This is a genomic window from Brachybacterium avium, from assembly GCF_002216795.1.
GTDB classification, from domain to species: Bacteria; Actinomycetota; Actinomycetes; order Actinomycetales; family Dermabacteraceae; genus Brachybacterium; species Brachybacterium avium.
Map to the genome: position 1 here is coordinate 3,178,311 of NZ_CP022316.1, position 15,372 is coordinate 3,193,682.

General features: G+C 71.1%; 11 protein-coding genes. 3 read left to right on the plus strand and 8 right to left on the minus strand.

Annotated elements, in window-relative coordinates:
- Positions 1-48 precede the first annotated feature (48 nt).
- The 3 genes from leuS to panD form a co-directional block, all read right to left on the minus strand.
- Positions 49-3,009 carry a leucine--tRNA ligase gene (leuS, locus tag CFK39_RS14240; protein ID WP_089066010.1) on the minus strand — a complete coding sequence of 987 codons (2,961 nt, stop codon included), beginning with the start codon at positions 3,007-3,009 and terminating at the stop codon, positions 49-51.
- Positions 3,010-3,238: 229 nt separating this feature from the next.
- The gene (locus CFK39_RS14245) at positions 3,239-4,165 is read right to left on the minus strand and encodes an AEC family transporter (protein WP_089066011.1); all 927 of its coding nucleotides are present in this window, start codon (positions 4,163-4,165) and stop codon (positions 3,239-3,241) included.
- A 154-nt stretch (positions 4,166-4,319) separates the two neighbouring features.
- Positions 4,320-4,745, minus strand: a complete 426-nt coding sequence (gene panD / locus CFK39_RS14250; protein WP_089066012.1) for an aspartate 1-decarboxylase — start codon at positions 4,743-4,745, stop codon at positions 4,320-4,322.
- A gap of 68 nt (positions 4,746-4,813) precedes the next feature.
- On the opposite strand from panD, the gene CFK39_RS14255 reads away from it, so the two are divergent.
- Together CFK39_RS14255 and CFK39_RS14260 are read left to right on the plus strand one after the other, a co-directional pair.
- Entirely contained in the window at positions 4,814-6,379 is a 1,566-nt protein-coding gene (locus tag CFK39_RS14255) for a DEAD/DEAH box helicase (RefSeq protein ID WP_089066013.1), read from the plus strand.
- Positions 6,380-6,478: 99 nt separating this feature from the next.
- Positions 6,479-7,873: an L-serine ammonia-lyase gene (locus tag CFK39_RS14260; protein WP_089066014.1), complete on the plus strand. Its 1,395-nt coding sequence runs from the start codon at positions 6,479-6,481 to the stop codon at positions 7,871-7,873.
- On the opposite strand, the gene CFK39_RS14265 is transcribed toward CFK39_RS14260, so the two are convergent.
- Entirely contained in the window at positions 7,854-9,002 is a 1,149-nt protein-coding gene (locus tag CFK39_RS14265; RefSeq protein ID WP_157697181.1) for an AMP-binding protein, read from the minus strand. The two genes, CFK39_RS14260 and CFK39_RS14265, sit on opposite strands and share 20 nt — an antisense overlap.
- Positions 9,003-9,021: 19 nt before the next feature.
- A complete protein-coding gene (locus tag CFK39_RS14270) occupies positions 9,022-10,128 on the minus strand; it encodes an NADH:flavin oxidoreductase/NADH oxidase (RefSeq protein WP_089066015.1) in 1,107 nt (368 codons plus the stop codon).
- Positions 10,129-10,337: 209 nt separating this feature from the next.
- Between CFK39_RS14270 and acs the strand changes: the two genes are divergently transcribed.
- Positions 10,338-12,317, plus strand: a complete 1,980-nt coding sequence (gene acs / locus CFK39_RS14275) for an acetate--CoA ligase (protein ID WP_089066016.1) — start codon at positions 10,338-10,340, stop codon at positions 12,315-12,317.
- A 98-nt stretch (positions 12,318-12,415) separates the two neighbouring features.
- Here the strand turns inward: acs and CFK39_RS14280 are convergent, their stop codons facing one another.
- Genes CFK39_RS14280 through CFK39_RS14290 form a run of 3 tightly spaced genes read right to left on the minus strand, consistent with a single transcriptional unit; the run spans position 12,416 to position 15,362 of the window.
- The gene (locus CFK39_RS14280) at positions 12,416-13,342 is read right to left on the minus strand and encodes a DUF4097 family beta strand repeat-containing protein (protein ID WP_089066017.1); all 927 of its coding nucleotides are present in this window, start codon (positions 13,340-13,342) and stop codon (positions 12,416-12,418) included.
- A gap of 47 nt (positions 13,343-13,389) precedes the next feature.
- Positions 13,390-14,043 (minus strand): response regulator transcription factor, encoded by a 654-nt coding sequence (locus CFK39_RS14285; RefSeq protein WP_089066018.1) that lies wholly within the window; start codon positions 14,041-14,043, stop codon positions 13,390-13,392.
- The gene (locus CFK39_RS14290) at positions 14,040-15,362 is read right to left on the minus strand and encodes a sensor histidine kinase (RefSeq protein WP_089066019.1); all 1,323 of its coding nucleotides are present in this window, start codon (positions 15,360-15,362) and stop codon (positions 14,040-14,042) included. The genes CFK39_RS14285 and CFK39_RS14290 overlap by 4 nt, the downstream gene beginning before the upstream one ends.
- Positions 15,363-15,372 lie beyond the last annotated feature (10 nt).

Genomic DNA, 15,372 nt, shown 5'->3' on the forward strand with positions numbered 1-15,372 from the left:
GAAGTCCCCATCGCTGGAGCGGGGGCCGGAGCACCACCCCGCTCACGGTCACACCACGATGTTGACGATCTTCGGGGCCCTGATGATCAGCTTCCGGATGGTCTGCCCCGCCAGCAGTTCCTGGACGCGCTCCTCGGCCATCACCGCGGCCTCCAGATCGGCTTCGGAGATCTCCGGGTCGACCTCGATGCGGTGGCGGACCTTGCCCTTGACCTGGATCACGCAGGTGACGCGCTCGGCCTTCAGCAGCTCCGGATCAGCGACCGGGTAGGCGACGCGGGAGATGCTCCCGGTGTGCCCCAGCCGCGTCCACAGCTCCTCGGCCAGGTGGGGCGCGAACGGCGCGACCATCAGCACCAGCGGCTCGACCGTCTCCCGGGGCGTGGATCCGGTCGAGGTCAGCTGCTTGGTCAGCTGGTTCACCAGCTCGATGAGCTTCGCGATCGCGGTGTTGAAGTGCATCCGCTCCATATCGCGGGCTACCCCGTCGATGGCGCGGTGGGTCGCCTGGTTCGTGGCGAGATCAGCCGGCTGCTCGGAGACGGTCAGGCGACCGGTCTCCTCATCGACCACCAGGCGCCACAGCCGCTGCAGGAAGCGCTGGGATCCGACCACGGCCCGGGTCTCCCACGGCCGGGACAGATCCAGCGGGCCCATCGACATCTCGTACACGCGCAGCGTGTCTGCGCCGTACTCCTCGTACATGTCGTCCGGGGCGACCGCGTTCTTCAGCGATTTGCCCATCTTCCCGTACTCCTGGGAGACGCTGTGGCCCTGGTAGGTGAAGGTGCCGTCGGGCTCGGCCACGACCTCTTCTGCCGGGACGTGCACGCCGCGGGAGTCGGTGTAGGCGAAGGCCTGGATATAGCCCTGGTTGAACAGTCGGTGGAAGGGCTCCTGGCTGGAGACGTCCCCGCGGTCGAAGAGCACCTTGTGCCAGAACCGGGCGTACAGCAGGTGCAGCACCGCGTGCTCCACGCCGCCGACGTACAGGTCCACCCCGCCCACGCCGCCGTCCTCACGGGTGCCCAGCCAGTACCGCTCGTTCTCGGGACGCACGAGGACCTCGTCCTCGGTGGGATCGATGTAGCGCAGGTGGTACCAGGAGGAGCCGGCCCACTGCGGCATCGTGTTCGTCTCCCTCAGGTAGCGCTTGGGTCCCTCGCCCAGGTCCAGCTCGACCTCCGCCCACTCTGCGGCCCGGGAGAGCGGTGTCTGCGGCTCCGTGTCCGCATCCGTCGGATCGAAGGTCCTGGGGGAGAAGTCCGCGACCTCGGGCAGGTCCACGGGCAGCATCGACTGCGGCAGCGGGATCGGCACCTCGGGCGCGGCCGGGTCGTAGACGATCGGGAAGGGCTCTCCCCAGTAGCGCTGGCGGGAGAACAACCAGTCGCGCAGACGGAACGTGGTACGAGCGCGGCCGAAGCCCTTCTGCTCGGCATAGGCGGTGGCGCGCTGCTTCGCCTCGTCCTTGTCCAGACCGTTCAGATCCAGATCCGCGCAGGCGGAGTTGATCTTCTCGCCCTCGCCGGTCCAGGCGCCGCCCTCGAAGTCCGCCGGTGGCCGCACCGTGCGGATCACCGGCAGGTCGAAGCGTGCAGCGAACTCGAAGTCGCGCTCGTCCTCGGCAGGCACGGCCATGATCGCACCGGTGCCGTACCCGGTCAGCACATAGTCCGCGGTGAACACCGGCAGCTCGCGGCCGTCCATGGGGTTCTTCGCGAACAGGCCGGTGAACACCCCGGTCTTCTCGCGGTCGTCCGCCGTGCGCTCGTCCTCATCCAGCGAGGCAGCCCGGGCCTGGTAGGCCGCGACAGCGGCACGCGGGCCCTCCGCGCCACCGGTCCAGGCGTCCTTCGTGCCGGCCGGCCACCGGGCGGGCAGTGCCGCGGGCTCGGTCAGCAACGCATGCTCGGGGGAGAGTACGCAGAAGGTCGCCCCGAACAGGGTGTCGGCACGAGTGGTGAACACGTCGAACCTTGCGTCGGTGCGGCCTTCCAGCCCGGAGGCGGGGAAGGTCACCTGCGCGCCATGGCTGCGACCGATCCAGTTCCGCTGCATCGCCCGGATCGACTCCGGCCAGTCCACCCGGTCCAGGTCGTCGATCAGCCGATCCGCGTAGGTGGTGATGCGCATGTTCCACTGCCGCAGGCGGCGGGTGAAGACGGGGAAGTTCCCGCGCTCGGACCGGCCCTCGGCGGTGACCTCCTCGTTGGCCAGCACGGTGCCCAGGCCCGGGCACCAGTTCACCGGGGTCTCGGAGATGTAGGTCAGGCGGAAGCAATCGGCCAGCTGCGCGATCTCCTCTGTGGAGGCTGTGCGCACGTCGGCGGGGCTGCGGCCGGCCCAGTCCGCGGGCAGCTCGATGCCCTGGCGATCGGCGAGGGCGAACGGGTCGACCGTGCCTGCCCGCAGCTCCTCGCACAGCTCCGCGATCGGGCGCGCCCGGCCCGTGATGCCGTCGACGTTCGGGGCCTCGGGGTCGTACCAGGAGTCGAAGATGCGCAGGAAGATCCACTGCGTCCACTTCACGAACTCCGGATCCGTGGTCGACAGCGTCCGTCGCGGATCATGGGACAGACCCAGCCGATGCAGCTGACGGCGCATGTTCGCGATGTTCGACTCGGTGGTCTGGCGGGGATGGGTGCCGGTCTGGACCGCGTACTGCTCCGCCGGCAGGCCGAAGGCGTCGTAGCCCATCGTGTACAGGACGTTCTTCCCCTTCATGCGCTGGTGACGGGCGACCACGTCGGTCGCGATATATCCCAGCGGATGACCCACATGCAGCCCTGCCCCGGAGGGGTAGGGGAACATGTCCATGATGTACATCTTCTCGGCGGCTTCGTCGCCCGAGGTGGCTGCGGCCTCCTCGATCGACTCGGCCGAGCCGCGCAGCTCGCCGACGGGGTTGTCGGCGTAGAAGGTGCCGTCCTCGTCCCAGCGCTGCTGCCAGCGGCGCTCGATCTCGTCCGCCACGTCGGCGGTGTAGCGGTGCGGGGCCTCGCTCATGGGTGGATCGTCCTCCGAAGGATCAGTGCGGCAGATGCCGCCAGGCGTCTCGTGACATGAAAAAACCCTCGCGCAGGCGAGGGGAGCCGCGTCGGTGCCTCACGTGCGCACCGGCGCGCTCTCAGGAGCGCGGGGTGGGCGCGGGCCTTGTCCGACGCGGCGGCATAAGCAGCAGCCGTCGAGTCACCCGGTCATCGTACCGCGCCCGGGCCGGTGCCCCGGTGCGCTCTCAGACCCCGAGCACTGCGGAGATCAGCAGCAGCACCAGCACCGTGCCGATCGTGGTGATCAGCACCGTGTCGCGGGCGAGGTTCTCCGAGGCGCGATAGCGGGCCGCAGCGACGTAGACGTTCTGCGCCGTGGGCAGGGCCGCCATCACCACCACCTCGAACAGGGAGGTGCCGCGCAGGCCCAGCAGCAACCCCACGCCCAGGGCGATCACCGGCATCAGCAGCAGCTTCGAGCTGGAGGCCACCGCGATCAGCCCGCGATAGCCATCGGCCTTCGCCAGCGGTCGTGAGCCGTACAGGGAGAGCCCGTAGGCCAGCAGCATCGCCGGGATCGCCATATCCGCCAGGGAGCGGATCGGTTCGAGCGCCACGGAGGGGATCTGGACCCCTATAAGCACCAGCAGCAGGCCGACCGCGGCGGCGATGATGGTGGGGTTGGCGACGATGCTGCGCAGCACGCCGGCGGGCTCCGAGGCGTCCTTCTCGGTGATCCGATGCAGCACGAACAGGTACAGGGGGGTGTACAGGGCCTGTTGGAACAGGATCACGGGCAGCGCGTGGGAGATGTCGCCGAGCACATAGAGGGCGATCGGGAAACCCATGTTGGCCCCGTTGACGACTGAGCCGCTGACAGCCGTCATCACCAGGTCCGCTCCCCGGCGCTCGGAGCCCAGGGCCACGGCGATGACCACGATCGCACCGGTGGTGAGCCCCGAGATGGCCGCCACGGCCATCGGCAGCGAGAGCACCTCGCGCACATCGGACTGGAGCAGGCCCACCAGCACGAGCGCCGGCGAGGCGATGAAGAAGGTGGACCGGTTCAGCACGTACCGGCCATGCGGGCCGAGCACGCCGGCGCGGCCCACCACCCAGCCCACACCGATCATGGACCAGACGATGAAGAAGCCGGCGAGGACGCCGGTCACAGCGGTGCGGGACAGTGAGGTGATATCACCGCACAGAGCCTAGACCACCAGCGGGAAAGGGTCTTCCGAGGACCAGTGTGCGGACACCCGGCAGGCGTCCGTCCAGGGCGGCGCGCTCGGCGCGGGATCAGCTGGTGCGCGCCGGGCGGCGGACTCACCGCATGCCGTGCGAGGTGCGGCCGTCGATCTGGTCGGGCATGCCGGGGACCGGCTGGGAGCCGTCGGCGCCGAGGGCGACGATGCGGTTGTCGCGATCCACATGGACCACGCGGGGGCGGTGGGAGGTGACCTCCTCCGCGTCCAGCTGCCCGTAGGCGATGATGATCACGAGGTCTCCGGGGGTGACCAGATGGGCCGCAGCGCCGTTGATGCCGATCACGCCGGTGCCGCGCTCACCCTCGATGACGTAGGTGACCAGACGGTGACCATTGGTGATGTCCACGATCGTGACCTGTTCGTTCTCGACCAGGCCGGCGGCCTCGGTGAGATCGGGGTCGATCGTGACCGAGCCCACGTAGTGCAGGTCTGCCTGCGTGACGGTGGCTCGGTGGATCTTCGAGGTCATCAGAGTGCGCAACATCGCTTCCATTATCCCACCGATGGCCCATGCTGGATGATGGGGACGTTCGTTTCGTCAGGAGGATCACCATGCCCAAGGCCCGTCGCCGCTCAGCCCACCGCTCCGAGCGGTTCGAGGACATGGCGCTGCCCGATGAGCTGCTGGGAGTCCTCGCCGGTCAGGGCCTCGAGAGCGCCTTCGAGATCCAGTCGGCGATCCTGCCCGATGCCCTCGCCGGGCGTGACGTGCTGGCCCGGGCCGAGACCGGTTCCGGCAAGACGCTCGCGTTCACCCTGGCGATGACGGCCCGCTTCCGCGGGCGGAAGGTCCACAAGCGTCGGCCCCTGGGCGTGGTGCTGGTCCCCACCCGGGAGCTCGCCGTGCAGGTGGTGGACACCATCCATCCCTTCGCCCGCGCCGTCGGCACCTCGGCGCAGCTGGTCGCCGGTGGGATGAACATCGAGAAGCAGGCCGATGCCGTGGCGCGGGGGGTCGGGATCGTGGTCGCCACTCCGGGTCGCCTCATCGACCTCGCCGAGCGCGGGGCCATCCAGCTGGACCTGGTGGAGACGACGGTCATCGATGAGGCCGACCATATGGCCGACCTCGGGTTCCTCCCCGATGTGCGCGACATCCTCGCCGCGATCCCGATGGGCACCCAGAAGATGCTCTTCTCCGCGACCTTGGACGGGCAGGTCGAGGAGATCGTCGACGCCTTCCTGGTCGACCCGGTCAGCCACGAGACCACGCCGGTCACCGCCGCGGTGAAGACCATGGATCACCACGTGCTGGCCATCGCCCCCGAGGCCAAGCGCGCGGTCACCGCCCAGCTCGCGGCCCGTGGGGGCCGCACCCTCATGTTCACCCGCACCCAGCTGGGGGCCGAGCGGGTGGCGCAGGAGCTCATCGAGGTGGGTGTCCCCGCCGCGGCGCTGCACGGCAACAAGCAGCAGGGCCTGCGCACCAACGTGCTGGCCGGATTCCGCCAGGGCGCCTTCCCGGTGCTGGTGGCGACCGATGTCGCCGCCCGCGGCCTGCATATCGACGACATCACCATGGTGGTCCACGTCGATCCCTCCGACGACGTCAAGGAGTATGTGCATCGCTCGGGGCGCACCGCCCGGGCCGGCGCCGCGGGCAGCGTGGTCACGCTCGCGCTGCCCCATCAGCGCAGCTCCTCGCGCCGCATCCTCGACGGGGCGGAGGTCGAGCCCCACTGGGTCGAGGGCGTCTCCTCCGCCGAGCACCCGGCGCTCGCCGGGCTCGGCGGCCGCACGCCGGCGGGGGTTCCGGCCGAGGACCCGGCGACGGTGAAGTACAAGGGCGCGCCCCGCAAGCTCGACCTCTCCCGGTCCCGCGGGGCCGACGGGCGCAAAGCGGAGGAGCGTCGGGCGAACGAGGAGCGGCGCGCCTCCTGGGAGGAGGAGCCCGAACCCCGCGGTCGGCGCGGCGGGCAGGAGTCCCCCCGCTCCGGCGGCGGTCGCCCCGGCGGCGGTCGCGCTCGCGGGGCCGCAGCGGAGCGGAACCGTCAGCGCGGTGCCGGTCCGGACGGCGGCGGCGAGCGACGGGGGCGCTCCGCCGGCACAGGCAAGGGCCAGGGTCGTGGTCGCTCGGGCGCGCCGTCGCGCGCCCCGCGCCGTCGTGGCGGACGATGAGGGGACGAACGGTCGTGCACTGACGCGCGGCCGAGAGGGACGATGAGGGCACGAACGGCTGCGCACTGACGCGCGGCCGGGGCCCCGAGGAGGCACGCGATGAGCGTCAGCACGTTCGACATGTTCAAGATCGGCATCGGACCGTCGAGCTCGCACACCGTGGGCCCGATGCGCGCCGCAGCGATGTTCGCCCGGGAGGTGCTCGGGGACCCCGAGCTCGGATCGCGCGTCGCCGATGTCGCGGTCCATCTGTACGGCTCGCTCGCGGCGACCGCCACCGGTCATGGCACCCTGAACGCGGTGGTGATGGGGCTCGAGGGAGAGGATCCCGAGACGGTCGACCCCGTCGCCGGTCTCGAACGGGTCGCTCAGATCCAGGAGCAGGGTGGGCTGCAGCTGGACGGGAGGGTGCCGATCGGACTGCGTCCCTCCTCGATCGTGCTGCACCCGCTGACCTTCCTGCCCCAGCACTCCAACGGGATGACCTTCATCGCGCTGGATCCGGAGGGCGAGGAGCTGCTGCGGCGGCCGATGTTCTCCGTCGGCGGAGGATTCGTCGTGGACGAGGCCGACATGGACCGCTCGATCGCCGAGGTCGCCGCCGAAGACGAGGGCAAGACCATCTTCACCACCGGAGACGAGCTGCTGAGGGTGTGCGAGGACCGGGGGATCTCGGTCTCCGAGGCGATGCTGATGCGCGAGCGGCAGTGGCGCAGCGACGAGGAGATCCGGGCTGGTCTGCTCACCATCTGGCGTGCCATGCATGACTGCATCGAGCAGGGGACCCGGACCAGCGGCACCCTCCCGGGCGGGCTCGACGTCCAGCGCCGGGCATCCTCCTGGTATGACTCGCTCTCGGCCGAGGATCCGGTGCGGCTGCCGATGAACGCCTTCGAATGGGTCTCCCTCGCGGCGCTCGCCGTCAACGAGGAGAACGCCGCCGGCGGCCGCGTCGTCACCGCCCCCACCAACGGTGCCGCCGGCATCATCCCGGCCGTGCTCTACTTCGCCACCACCTATATCGAGGGCGTCGACCCCGATGAGATCGCGGTGCGCTTCCTGCTCACCGCCGGGGCGATCGGCTCGCTGTACAAGGAGCACGCCTCGATCTCCGGTGCCGAGGTCGGATGCCAGGGCGAGGTCGGCTCGGCCTGCTCGATGGCGGCGGCGGCGCTGTGCGAGGCGATGGGCGGCAAGCCCGCCCAGGTGGAGAACGCCGCCGAGATCGCAATGGAGCACAATCTGGGACTGACCTGCGACCCCGTCGGCGGGCTGGTGCAGATCCCCTGCATCGAGCGCAACGCCATGGCGGCGGTCAAAGCGATCACCGCGGCCCGCTTCGCGCTGCGCGGCACCGGCGAGCACTTCGTCTCCTTGGACACGGTCATCGAGACCATGCGCCAGACGGGCAAGGACATGAACGAGCGCTACAAGGAGACCGCGATGGGCGGGCTCGCGGTCACCGCGGTCCCGGTCAGCGTCCCGGACTGCTGAGATCCGGCCCCGCGGGGCCGGTCCGGCCGGTGTCGGACGGGAGCAGGCGCACCTCGCGCGGCACCGAGGCCGGTCCCAGACGGTCCCGGACGAGCGCCTGCAGCGCCTCCGGGGTGGGGGCCGCGCGGCCGTCGGCCGACGGTGCGAGCTCGACCTCCGCCACCGTGCGGATCCCGGCGTGCACGTCCTCGACCATCCGCAGGCGTGCCTGCCCCACAGCGGGATGAGAGCGCAGAACGCGCACCACCGCGACCGGGTCGGGCAGCATCCCGGACGGGGAGAGCGGCCCGGCGGGCCCGTCGGGCCGCTGCGTGAGGATCCCGGCGGTGACCGTCCCCGGGCCGGTGACCAGCTCACGCCTGCCGGTGAACGGGGTCCGGGCATGGATCAGGCCGTCGATCTCGCGCAGGTGCACGCCGCGCAGCGGGCGGCCGTCGACCGCCAGCGGTCCGGTCGCATCGCTGCCGTAGACGTCGTGGACGCGGGCACGGAACTGGCGGGCGAGATCCGCGCGCAGGGCGGGGGAGAGGGCATCGGAGCCGGAGACCACGCGCGAGATGTGCAGGGGATGGCCGCGATCCTGCTCCCGTTCCGCCAGCAGCAGGTCCATCAGGTGCACGGGGATGCCGGAGAGCAGATCCGGGGAGGTGCGGTGCAGGAGCGCGACCCGCTCGGGCCCGGGCAGATGACTGAGGTCCACCATCGGCGCGCCGATCGCAAGGGCGCCCAGGGCGACCAGCAGGCCATGTCCGTGCACTCCTGGCGTGAGGCAGGCGACGCGGCGACCCGGCCCCAGCCCGATGCGTCGGGCGAGATCGGACAGGGTCAGGAGCTGGGTGGGGGTGAGCGGTCCCCGTCGCTGCAGGCGGGGAGCGCCGGCGCCGCCGTCCGCGCGGTGCGTGAGCACTCCGTTGCCCGACAGGACCGTGACCAGCACCTGTCGCAATGGTGCGGTGGCGGGCAGGTTGCTGAGGGCGGTGTGCGGCCGCCGGCGTCGCCGCCGGTGCAGCTGCACCAGGTCGAGCAGCTCGCCCGCATCGAGCGTGCCGTGGCGGTCCTCCAGGACGATCGTCCGCGGGCGCAGGGCGACCCGGGCTCGCAGGACGGCCGCGGCGGGGAGGAGCTTCATCGCCGGCCCCTCGGGGAGGTCACCACGAGCCCCGTCGGTAGGCGCTGGGATACAGCGCCGCATCGCGCACGCCGAGCTGGTGCGCCGCGCGCTGCGGCCACCCCGGCTCGCGCAGCGCGGCCCGGCCCACCGCGACGAAGTCCGCATCACCGCGATCCAGCACGGCCTGGGCCCCGGTCGGCTCGGTGATGAGGCCGACGGCGGCCACCGGCATGGTCACCGCGTCGCGCAGGGTGCGGGCGAAGCCGACCTGGTACTCGGGGCCGACGGCGATGTCGGCGATCACCGCGCCCCCGGTGGAGACGTGCAGGGCGTCGACCCCGACCCCCTCGAGCTCGCGCGCGAGCTGGACGGACTGCTCGATGTCCCAGCCGCCGTCGATCCAGTCGGTCGCACTGAGCCGCACGATGAGCGGCCGCTCGGCCGGCCACTGCTGCCGCACCGCGGCGGCGATCTCGAGCGCGAGGCGGCGACGGCCCGGGCCATCACCGCCGTAGCGGTCGGTGCGGGTGTTCACCAGCGGGGAGAGGAACTCGTGGACCAGGTAGCCGTGGGCGAAGTGCAGCTCGATCGCGTCGAAGCCGGCCTCCTCGGCGTGCCGCGCGGCCGCGACGAAGTCCTCGATGACGCCGGCGATGTCCGCCGGGCTCAGCGCATCGGGCGCGTCGAGCCCCGGGAACGGCTCCGAGGTCGGGCCGACCGTCCGCCAGCCGGCGGCGAACTCCGGCACCGTGCCGCGTCGACCGCGGAACCGAGGCAGCGCCGGCCAGGTGGAGGCCTTGCGGCCGGCATGGGCGAGCTGGACAGCGATCTTCGCGCCCCGATCCTGGCAGAACCCGGTGATCCGGCGCCAGGCGGTGGCCTGGGCGTGGTTCCACAGCCCGGTGTCCTGCGGGCTGATGCGCCCTTCGGGGGAGACGGCGGTGGCCTCGGTGACGATCAGCCCGAAACCGCCGGCGGCCCGCGCGCCCAGGTGCACCAGATGCCAGTCGGTGGGGATCCCGTCCTGCTCCTCGACCATGTACTGGCACATGGGGGCCAGCCAGATGCGGTTGCGGATCTCGAGCTCGCGCAGACGTGCCGGTGCCAGCAGCGCAGGGGGGACGTCGGCGGGAGCGGGGACCATGATCCCTTACGGTAGCCGCCTGCCCCGGCGCCTGCCTGGACGTCCGTCGGTGGGTCCCGGAGGGCCGCGGACGCCCGGGACCGCCGCGTCGAAGGCGTGCCCCGCGAGGACCAAGGAGTGTAACGGGGGCGCGTGACGTGCATCTCCTGCGATACGGTGTTCGCGTCCATCCGCCCCGGTGATCCGGGGCCCGCGAAGCAGGAGCACTGATGTCTGACGACGCCGCCACCGGGATCGAGAACCTCTCCCAGGAGACCCGCACCTTCTCTCCCCCCACCGAGTTCGTCCAGAACGCGGTGGCCCGTCCCTCGCTCTACGAGGAGGCCGAGCGGGACCATCTCGCGTTCTGGCGCTCGCGGGCGAGCCTCCTGAGCTGGGAGACGCCCTTCACCGAGACCCTCGACTGGTCGAATCCGCCCTTCGCCCGCTGGTTCGCCGACGGCACCCTGAACGTCGCCTACAACTGCGTGGACCGTCACGTCGAGTCCGGCCACGGCCAGCAGGTCGCCCTGCTGGCCGAGTACGAGGACGGTTCCGACGCCACCTTCACCTACGCCGACGTGAAGGACGAGATCTCGAAGATGGCGAACGTCCTCGCCGATCTCGGGGTGAAGACCGGCGACCGGGTCGCGATCTACATGCCGATGATCCCCGAGGCGGTGTTCGCGATGCTGGCCTGCGCCCGCATCGGCGCCCCCCATTCGGTGGTCTTCGGCGGCTTCAGCGCCGAGGCGCTGCGGTCCCGCATCGAGGACGCCGAGGCGCGCGTGGTCATCACGGCGGACGGCCAGAACCGCCGCGGCAAGCAGCTGCCGCTCAAGCCCGCGGTCGACGAGGCGCTCGCCGGTGGTGGCGAGAGCGTCGAGAAGGTCCTGGTGGTGCGCCGCACCGGCGGCGACGTGGAGTGGACCGAGGGCCGTGACGTGTGGTGGCACGAGGCGCGCGAGAGCGCTTCGGCCGAGCACGCCCCGGTGGCGGTGGAGGCGGAGCACCCACTGTTCATCCTGTATACCTCGGGCACCACCGGCAAGCCCAAGGGCATCATCCACACCACGGGCGGGTACCTCACCCAAGCCGCGTACACGCATCGGAACGTCTTCGATCTCAAGCCCTCCTCGGACGTCTTCTGGTGCACCGCGGACGTCGGCTGGGTCACCGGCCACACCTACGTGGTCTACGGCCCCATGGCCAACCGCTCCACCCAGGTCATCTACGAGGGCACCCCGGACTTCCCGCACCAGGGCCGCTGGTGGGAGATCATCCAGAAGCACAAGGTCTCGCTGTTCTACTCCTCGCCCACCGCGATCCGCACCGCCATGAAGTGGGGCGAGGACATCCCCGCCGAGTACGACCTGTCCTCGCTGCGCCTGCTGGGCAGCGTCGGCGAGGCGATCAACCCCGAGGCATGGATGTGGTACCGCCGCGTCATCGGCGGCGATCGCTGCCCCATCGTGGACACCTGGTGGCAGACCGAGACCGGGTCGATCATGATCTCCCCGCTGCCGGGCATCACCGACACCAAGCCGGGCTCCGCGCAGGTCGCGCTGCCCGGCATCAGCGCGGACGTGGTCAACGACGCGGGAGAGCCGGTCGCGAACGGCGAGGGCGGCTATCTGGTGCTGGATCAGCCGTGGCCGGGCATGCTGCGCGGCATCTGGGGCGACCCGGAGCGTTTCAAGGAGACCTACTGGTCGCGCTTCGAGGGCCTGTACTTCGCCGGTGACGGCGCCAAGCGTGACGAGGACGGCGACATCTGGCTGCTCGGCCGGGTGGACGACGTCATGAACGTCTCCGGGCACCGTCTGTCCACCATGGAGATCGAGTCTGCGCTGGTCAGCCACGACTGGGTCGCCGAGGCCGCAGTGGTCGGAGCGGACGACGCGACCACCGGCCAGATCCCGGTCGCCTTCGTGATCCTGCGCGGAGGCAACGACGAGGAGCTCGCCGCAGCCGGCGGCGACGAGAAGATCTCCGAGCTGCTGCGCGCCCATGTGGGCAAGGAGATCGGCCCGATCGCCAAGCCGAAGAAGGTGCTTCTGGTCACCGAGCTGCCCAAGACCCGGTCCGGGAAGATCATGCGACGACTGCTGCGGGATGTCGCCGAGAACCGTCAGGTGGGCGATACCCAGACCCTCGCCGACGCTTCGGTGATGGACCTCATCCAGCAGGGGCTCTCCGGCAAGAGCTGAGCGGGCCCCCGCGGGCTCCGGTCCCGCGGATCGGCAGACGGGCGGGCGCTGTGGTCATCGACCGTGGCGCCCGCCCGTCTCTGTGCGAGGAAGGACCCTCAGCGGGTGATGTCGATGTTCCCCAGCTCAGAGGTCACGGCGAGGGTGCCGGCCGCCTCGCCGGCCCCGTCGGTGAGGCCCGGCGCCGTGTGCACCTCGCCGAGCTCGGAATCGGCTCGGATCTGCCAGTGGGCGGTGCCCGGCGCCGAGACCTCGACATCACCGAGATCGGTGCTGATGGAGACCTCGCCGCCGGCGTCCGTGGGCAGCAGCAGGTCGACGTCGCCGACCGCAGCGGTCAGGTGGACGATGGCGGGGGAGGGGGAGTCCAGCTCGAGGTCGATGCTCCCGACCTCGGTGGTCGCGTTCACGCCGTCGGGGGCGGAGAGCGGCCCCAAGCGGAGGTTGCCCGCGTCGGCGTGTGCCTCCAGCGAGGTGAGATCGCCGTCGACGACTATGTCGCCGACCCCGGCGCGCACCTCGAGCGCGAGCTCCAGAGCGGTCGGGACGAGGAGCAGGACGTCCAGCGTCTCGTCCGACCAGGGCGGGCTGAAGGAGCGGGTGGGCTGTCGCACGTCCACCGACGTCCGGTTCGCGCCGGCGGTCTGCGTGATCCTGGCCGGCACCCGGGCGTCGGGGGACGGAAGCGTCGTGACTCCCGGAGAGACCAGGGCGAGGGTCAGCTCGTCGACATCCCCCGAGGGCAGCACGCGCACGGTTCCCGTGCCGGAGTCCAGGGTCACCGCGGCCGGGCTTCCGAGCTCGGAGATCGCGGGCACCGCGGTGAAGCTGCGTCCGGCGAACCAGGTCGCGGTCGAGAGCAGTGCGAGTCCCAGCACGACCAGGAGCACGATCACCGCGCCGATCAGCGTGGTGGCCCGGCGCAGGCGGCGGTCGCCGCCTGGTGAGGGCGGAAGGCGGTGGCCGGGGATGATCAGGGGGGCCGGTGCGGAGGGCGGAAGCTGTGCCGTGCCCGTCTCCTGCATAATGCGCGGGTCCGGTGCCCTCTGCGGGCCAGGGTGTGCGTCGATCTTCATCGCTCCTCCGATTCCAGATAGCGCAGCACGGCCATCACGCGGCGGTTCTCCCCGTCGACCGGCGGCAGATCGAGCTTGGTGAGCACGGAGGAGATGTGCTTCTCGACGCTGCCGGCGGAGACGAACAGGGTGTCGGCGATCGCCTGGTTCGACCGCCCCTGGGCCATCAGGGAGAGCACCTCGCGTTCGCGCGGGGTCAGGCCCTCGAGAGTCCGTCGCCGCCGGGAGCGGACGAAGATCTGCTGGACCACTTCGGGGTCGAGCCAGGTGCCTCCGTCGCCCACCTCGGCCACCACGCCGAGGAAGTCCTCGACATCGGCGACGCGATCCTTGAGGACGTAGCCCAGGCCGTGCGGGGAATCGGCGATGAGATCGGAGGCGTAGCGCTCCTCGACATACTGCGAGAGCACCAGCAGCGCCACTTCCGGGTCCTGGCGCCGGATCAGCATCGCGGCCCGCACCCCCTCATCGGTGAAGGACGGTGGCATCCGCACGTCCACCACGGCCAGGTCGGGGCGGTGGTGGGAGATCGCGGCGACCAGCGCCGAGCCGTCGCCGACGGCCGCGACCACCTCATGCCCTGCGTCGGTCAGCAGCCGTTCGAGCCCGGCGCGCAGCAGGACGGCGTCATCGGCGATCACGATCCTCATCGGAGGGTCTCCTCGGTGGTGGGTCGGGTCATGGCCCGGGTGGTGGTCGCTTCGCTGGTCAGCGGGATCCGGGCGTGGAGCTGGGTACCGCCGCCGGGAGGGCTGGACAGCTCCAGCACCCCGCCGGTGGCGCGCACCCGGTCGGTGAGGCCGGCGAGCCCCGTGGAGTGCCCGTCGCGGTGCACCCGTGCGCCGCCGCGCCCATCGTCGCGGATGCGCACGTGCAGCGTCCCCTGGTCCTGGTCGACGGTGACCTCGGCCCGGCTCGCGGCGGCGTGCTTGGCGATGTTGGTCAGTGCCTCGGCGACCACGAAGTACGCCACGGCCTCCCGCTCCCGATCCAGTGCCGGTCCGCCTGTCGTGCTCAGGTCGACGTCGAGCGTGACCGGGATGCGAGAGCGGGCGGCCAGCGCTGAGAGCGCTGCGTCCAGACCTCGATCTGTGAGCACGGCGGGGTGGATGCCGCGGGCCAGCTGGCGCAGATCCGTCATCACCCCCTTCGCCTCGGCATGTGCTTCCCCGACCAGCCGCTCGGCCCGGTCGGGGTCGGCCCGGATCGCGCTCCGGGCGATGCCGAGCGTCATCGCGAGGTTGACCAGGCGCGGCTGGACCCCGTCGTGGAGGTCGCGCTCGATCCGCAGGCGCTCCTGGGCGGCCGCGTCCACCGCCCCCTGGCGGCGTTCGGCCAGCTCGGCGACCTGCTCACGCAGATCGCCCTCGGAGCCGGAGATGAGACCGCGGGCGAGCCCGCGATCGGCCAGGGCGCCCAGGCCGAGCATGACCGCGGCCAGCAGCACGCACACGGAGGAGATCACTGCGAGAGCAACCTGTGACAGCTCCCGCGACCCCAGCTCCACGGGGCCATGGACGAGAGCGATCTCCGCACCCTTCCAGCCGCACCACAGCAGCACTACGAAGGCGAGGAAGAACAATCCGGTGACCAGGATCGCCAGGTGGTGATGCAGGAGCCCGCGCCAGAACGCACCGGTTCCGAGCTCGAACCAGCGGTTCTGCAACCAGCCTGCGACCCCTTGTCGGCGGGAGCTGCGCTGGGCGGGCAGGATCACGCGCAGTCCGTGGATCGCGACGGCTCTGCGCCGCTCGATGCGCACGATCAGCTGCATCAGCAGCAGCCAGGGCAGCAGCAGCAGCAGACCGCTGCCCAGGGCGGGCAGCAAGCTGATCCCGGTGACGAGCAGGGCCAGGCTGATCCAGAACCAGGTGCACAGCAGGAGCCCGCCCACTGCCACCGAGGCGATCGAGGCCGGGGTCAGCCGAGCCCGCGGGTGGTTCCCGTCCTCGGCGATGGAGTCGTTCATGCCTTGACAG

Excerpts from the sequence above, each read along its gene's own strand:
- leuS (WP_089066010.1), bottom strand. The coding sequence starts at position 3,009 with ATGAGCGAGGCCCCGCACCGCTACACCGCCGACGTGGCGGACGAGATC.
- panD (WP_089066012.1), bottom strand. The coding sequence starts at position 4,745 with ATGTTGCGCACTCTGATGACCTCGAAGATCCACCGAGCCACCGTCACG.
- CFK39_RS14255 (WP_089066013.1), top strand. The coding sequence starts at position 4,814 with ATGCCCAAGGCCCGTCGCCGCTCAGCCCACCGCTCCGAGCGGTTCGAG.
- CFK39_RS14260 (WP_089066014.1), top strand. The coding sequence starts at position 6,479 with ATGAGCGTCAGCACGTTCGACATGTTCAAGATCGGCATCGGACCGTCG.
- CFK39_RS14265 (WP_157697181.1), bottom strand. The coding sequence starts at position 9,002 with ATGAAGCTCCTCCCCGCCGCGGCCGTCCTGCGAGCCCGGGTCGCCCTG.
- CFK39_RS14270 (WP_089066015.1), bottom strand. The coding sequence starts at position 10,128 with ATGGTCCCCGCTCCCGCCGACGTCCCCCCTGCGCTGCTGGCACCGGCA.
- acs (WP_089066016.1), top strand. The coding sequence starts at position 10,338 with ATGTCTGACGACGCCGCCACCGGGATCGAGAACCTCTCCCAGGAGACC.
- CFK39_RS14280 (WP_089066017.1), bottom strand. The coding sequence starts at position 13,342 with ATGCAGGAGACGGGCACGGCACAGCTTCCGCCCTCCGCACCGGCCCCC.
- CFK39_RS14285 (WP_089066018.1), bottom strand. The coding sequence starts at position 14,043 with ATGAGGATCGTGATCGCCGATGACGCCGTCCTGCTGCGCGCCGGGCTC.
- CFK39_RS14290 (WP_089066019.1), bottom strand. The coding sequence starts at position 15,362 with ATGAACGACTCCATCGCCGAGGACGGGAACCACCCGCGGGCTCGGCTG.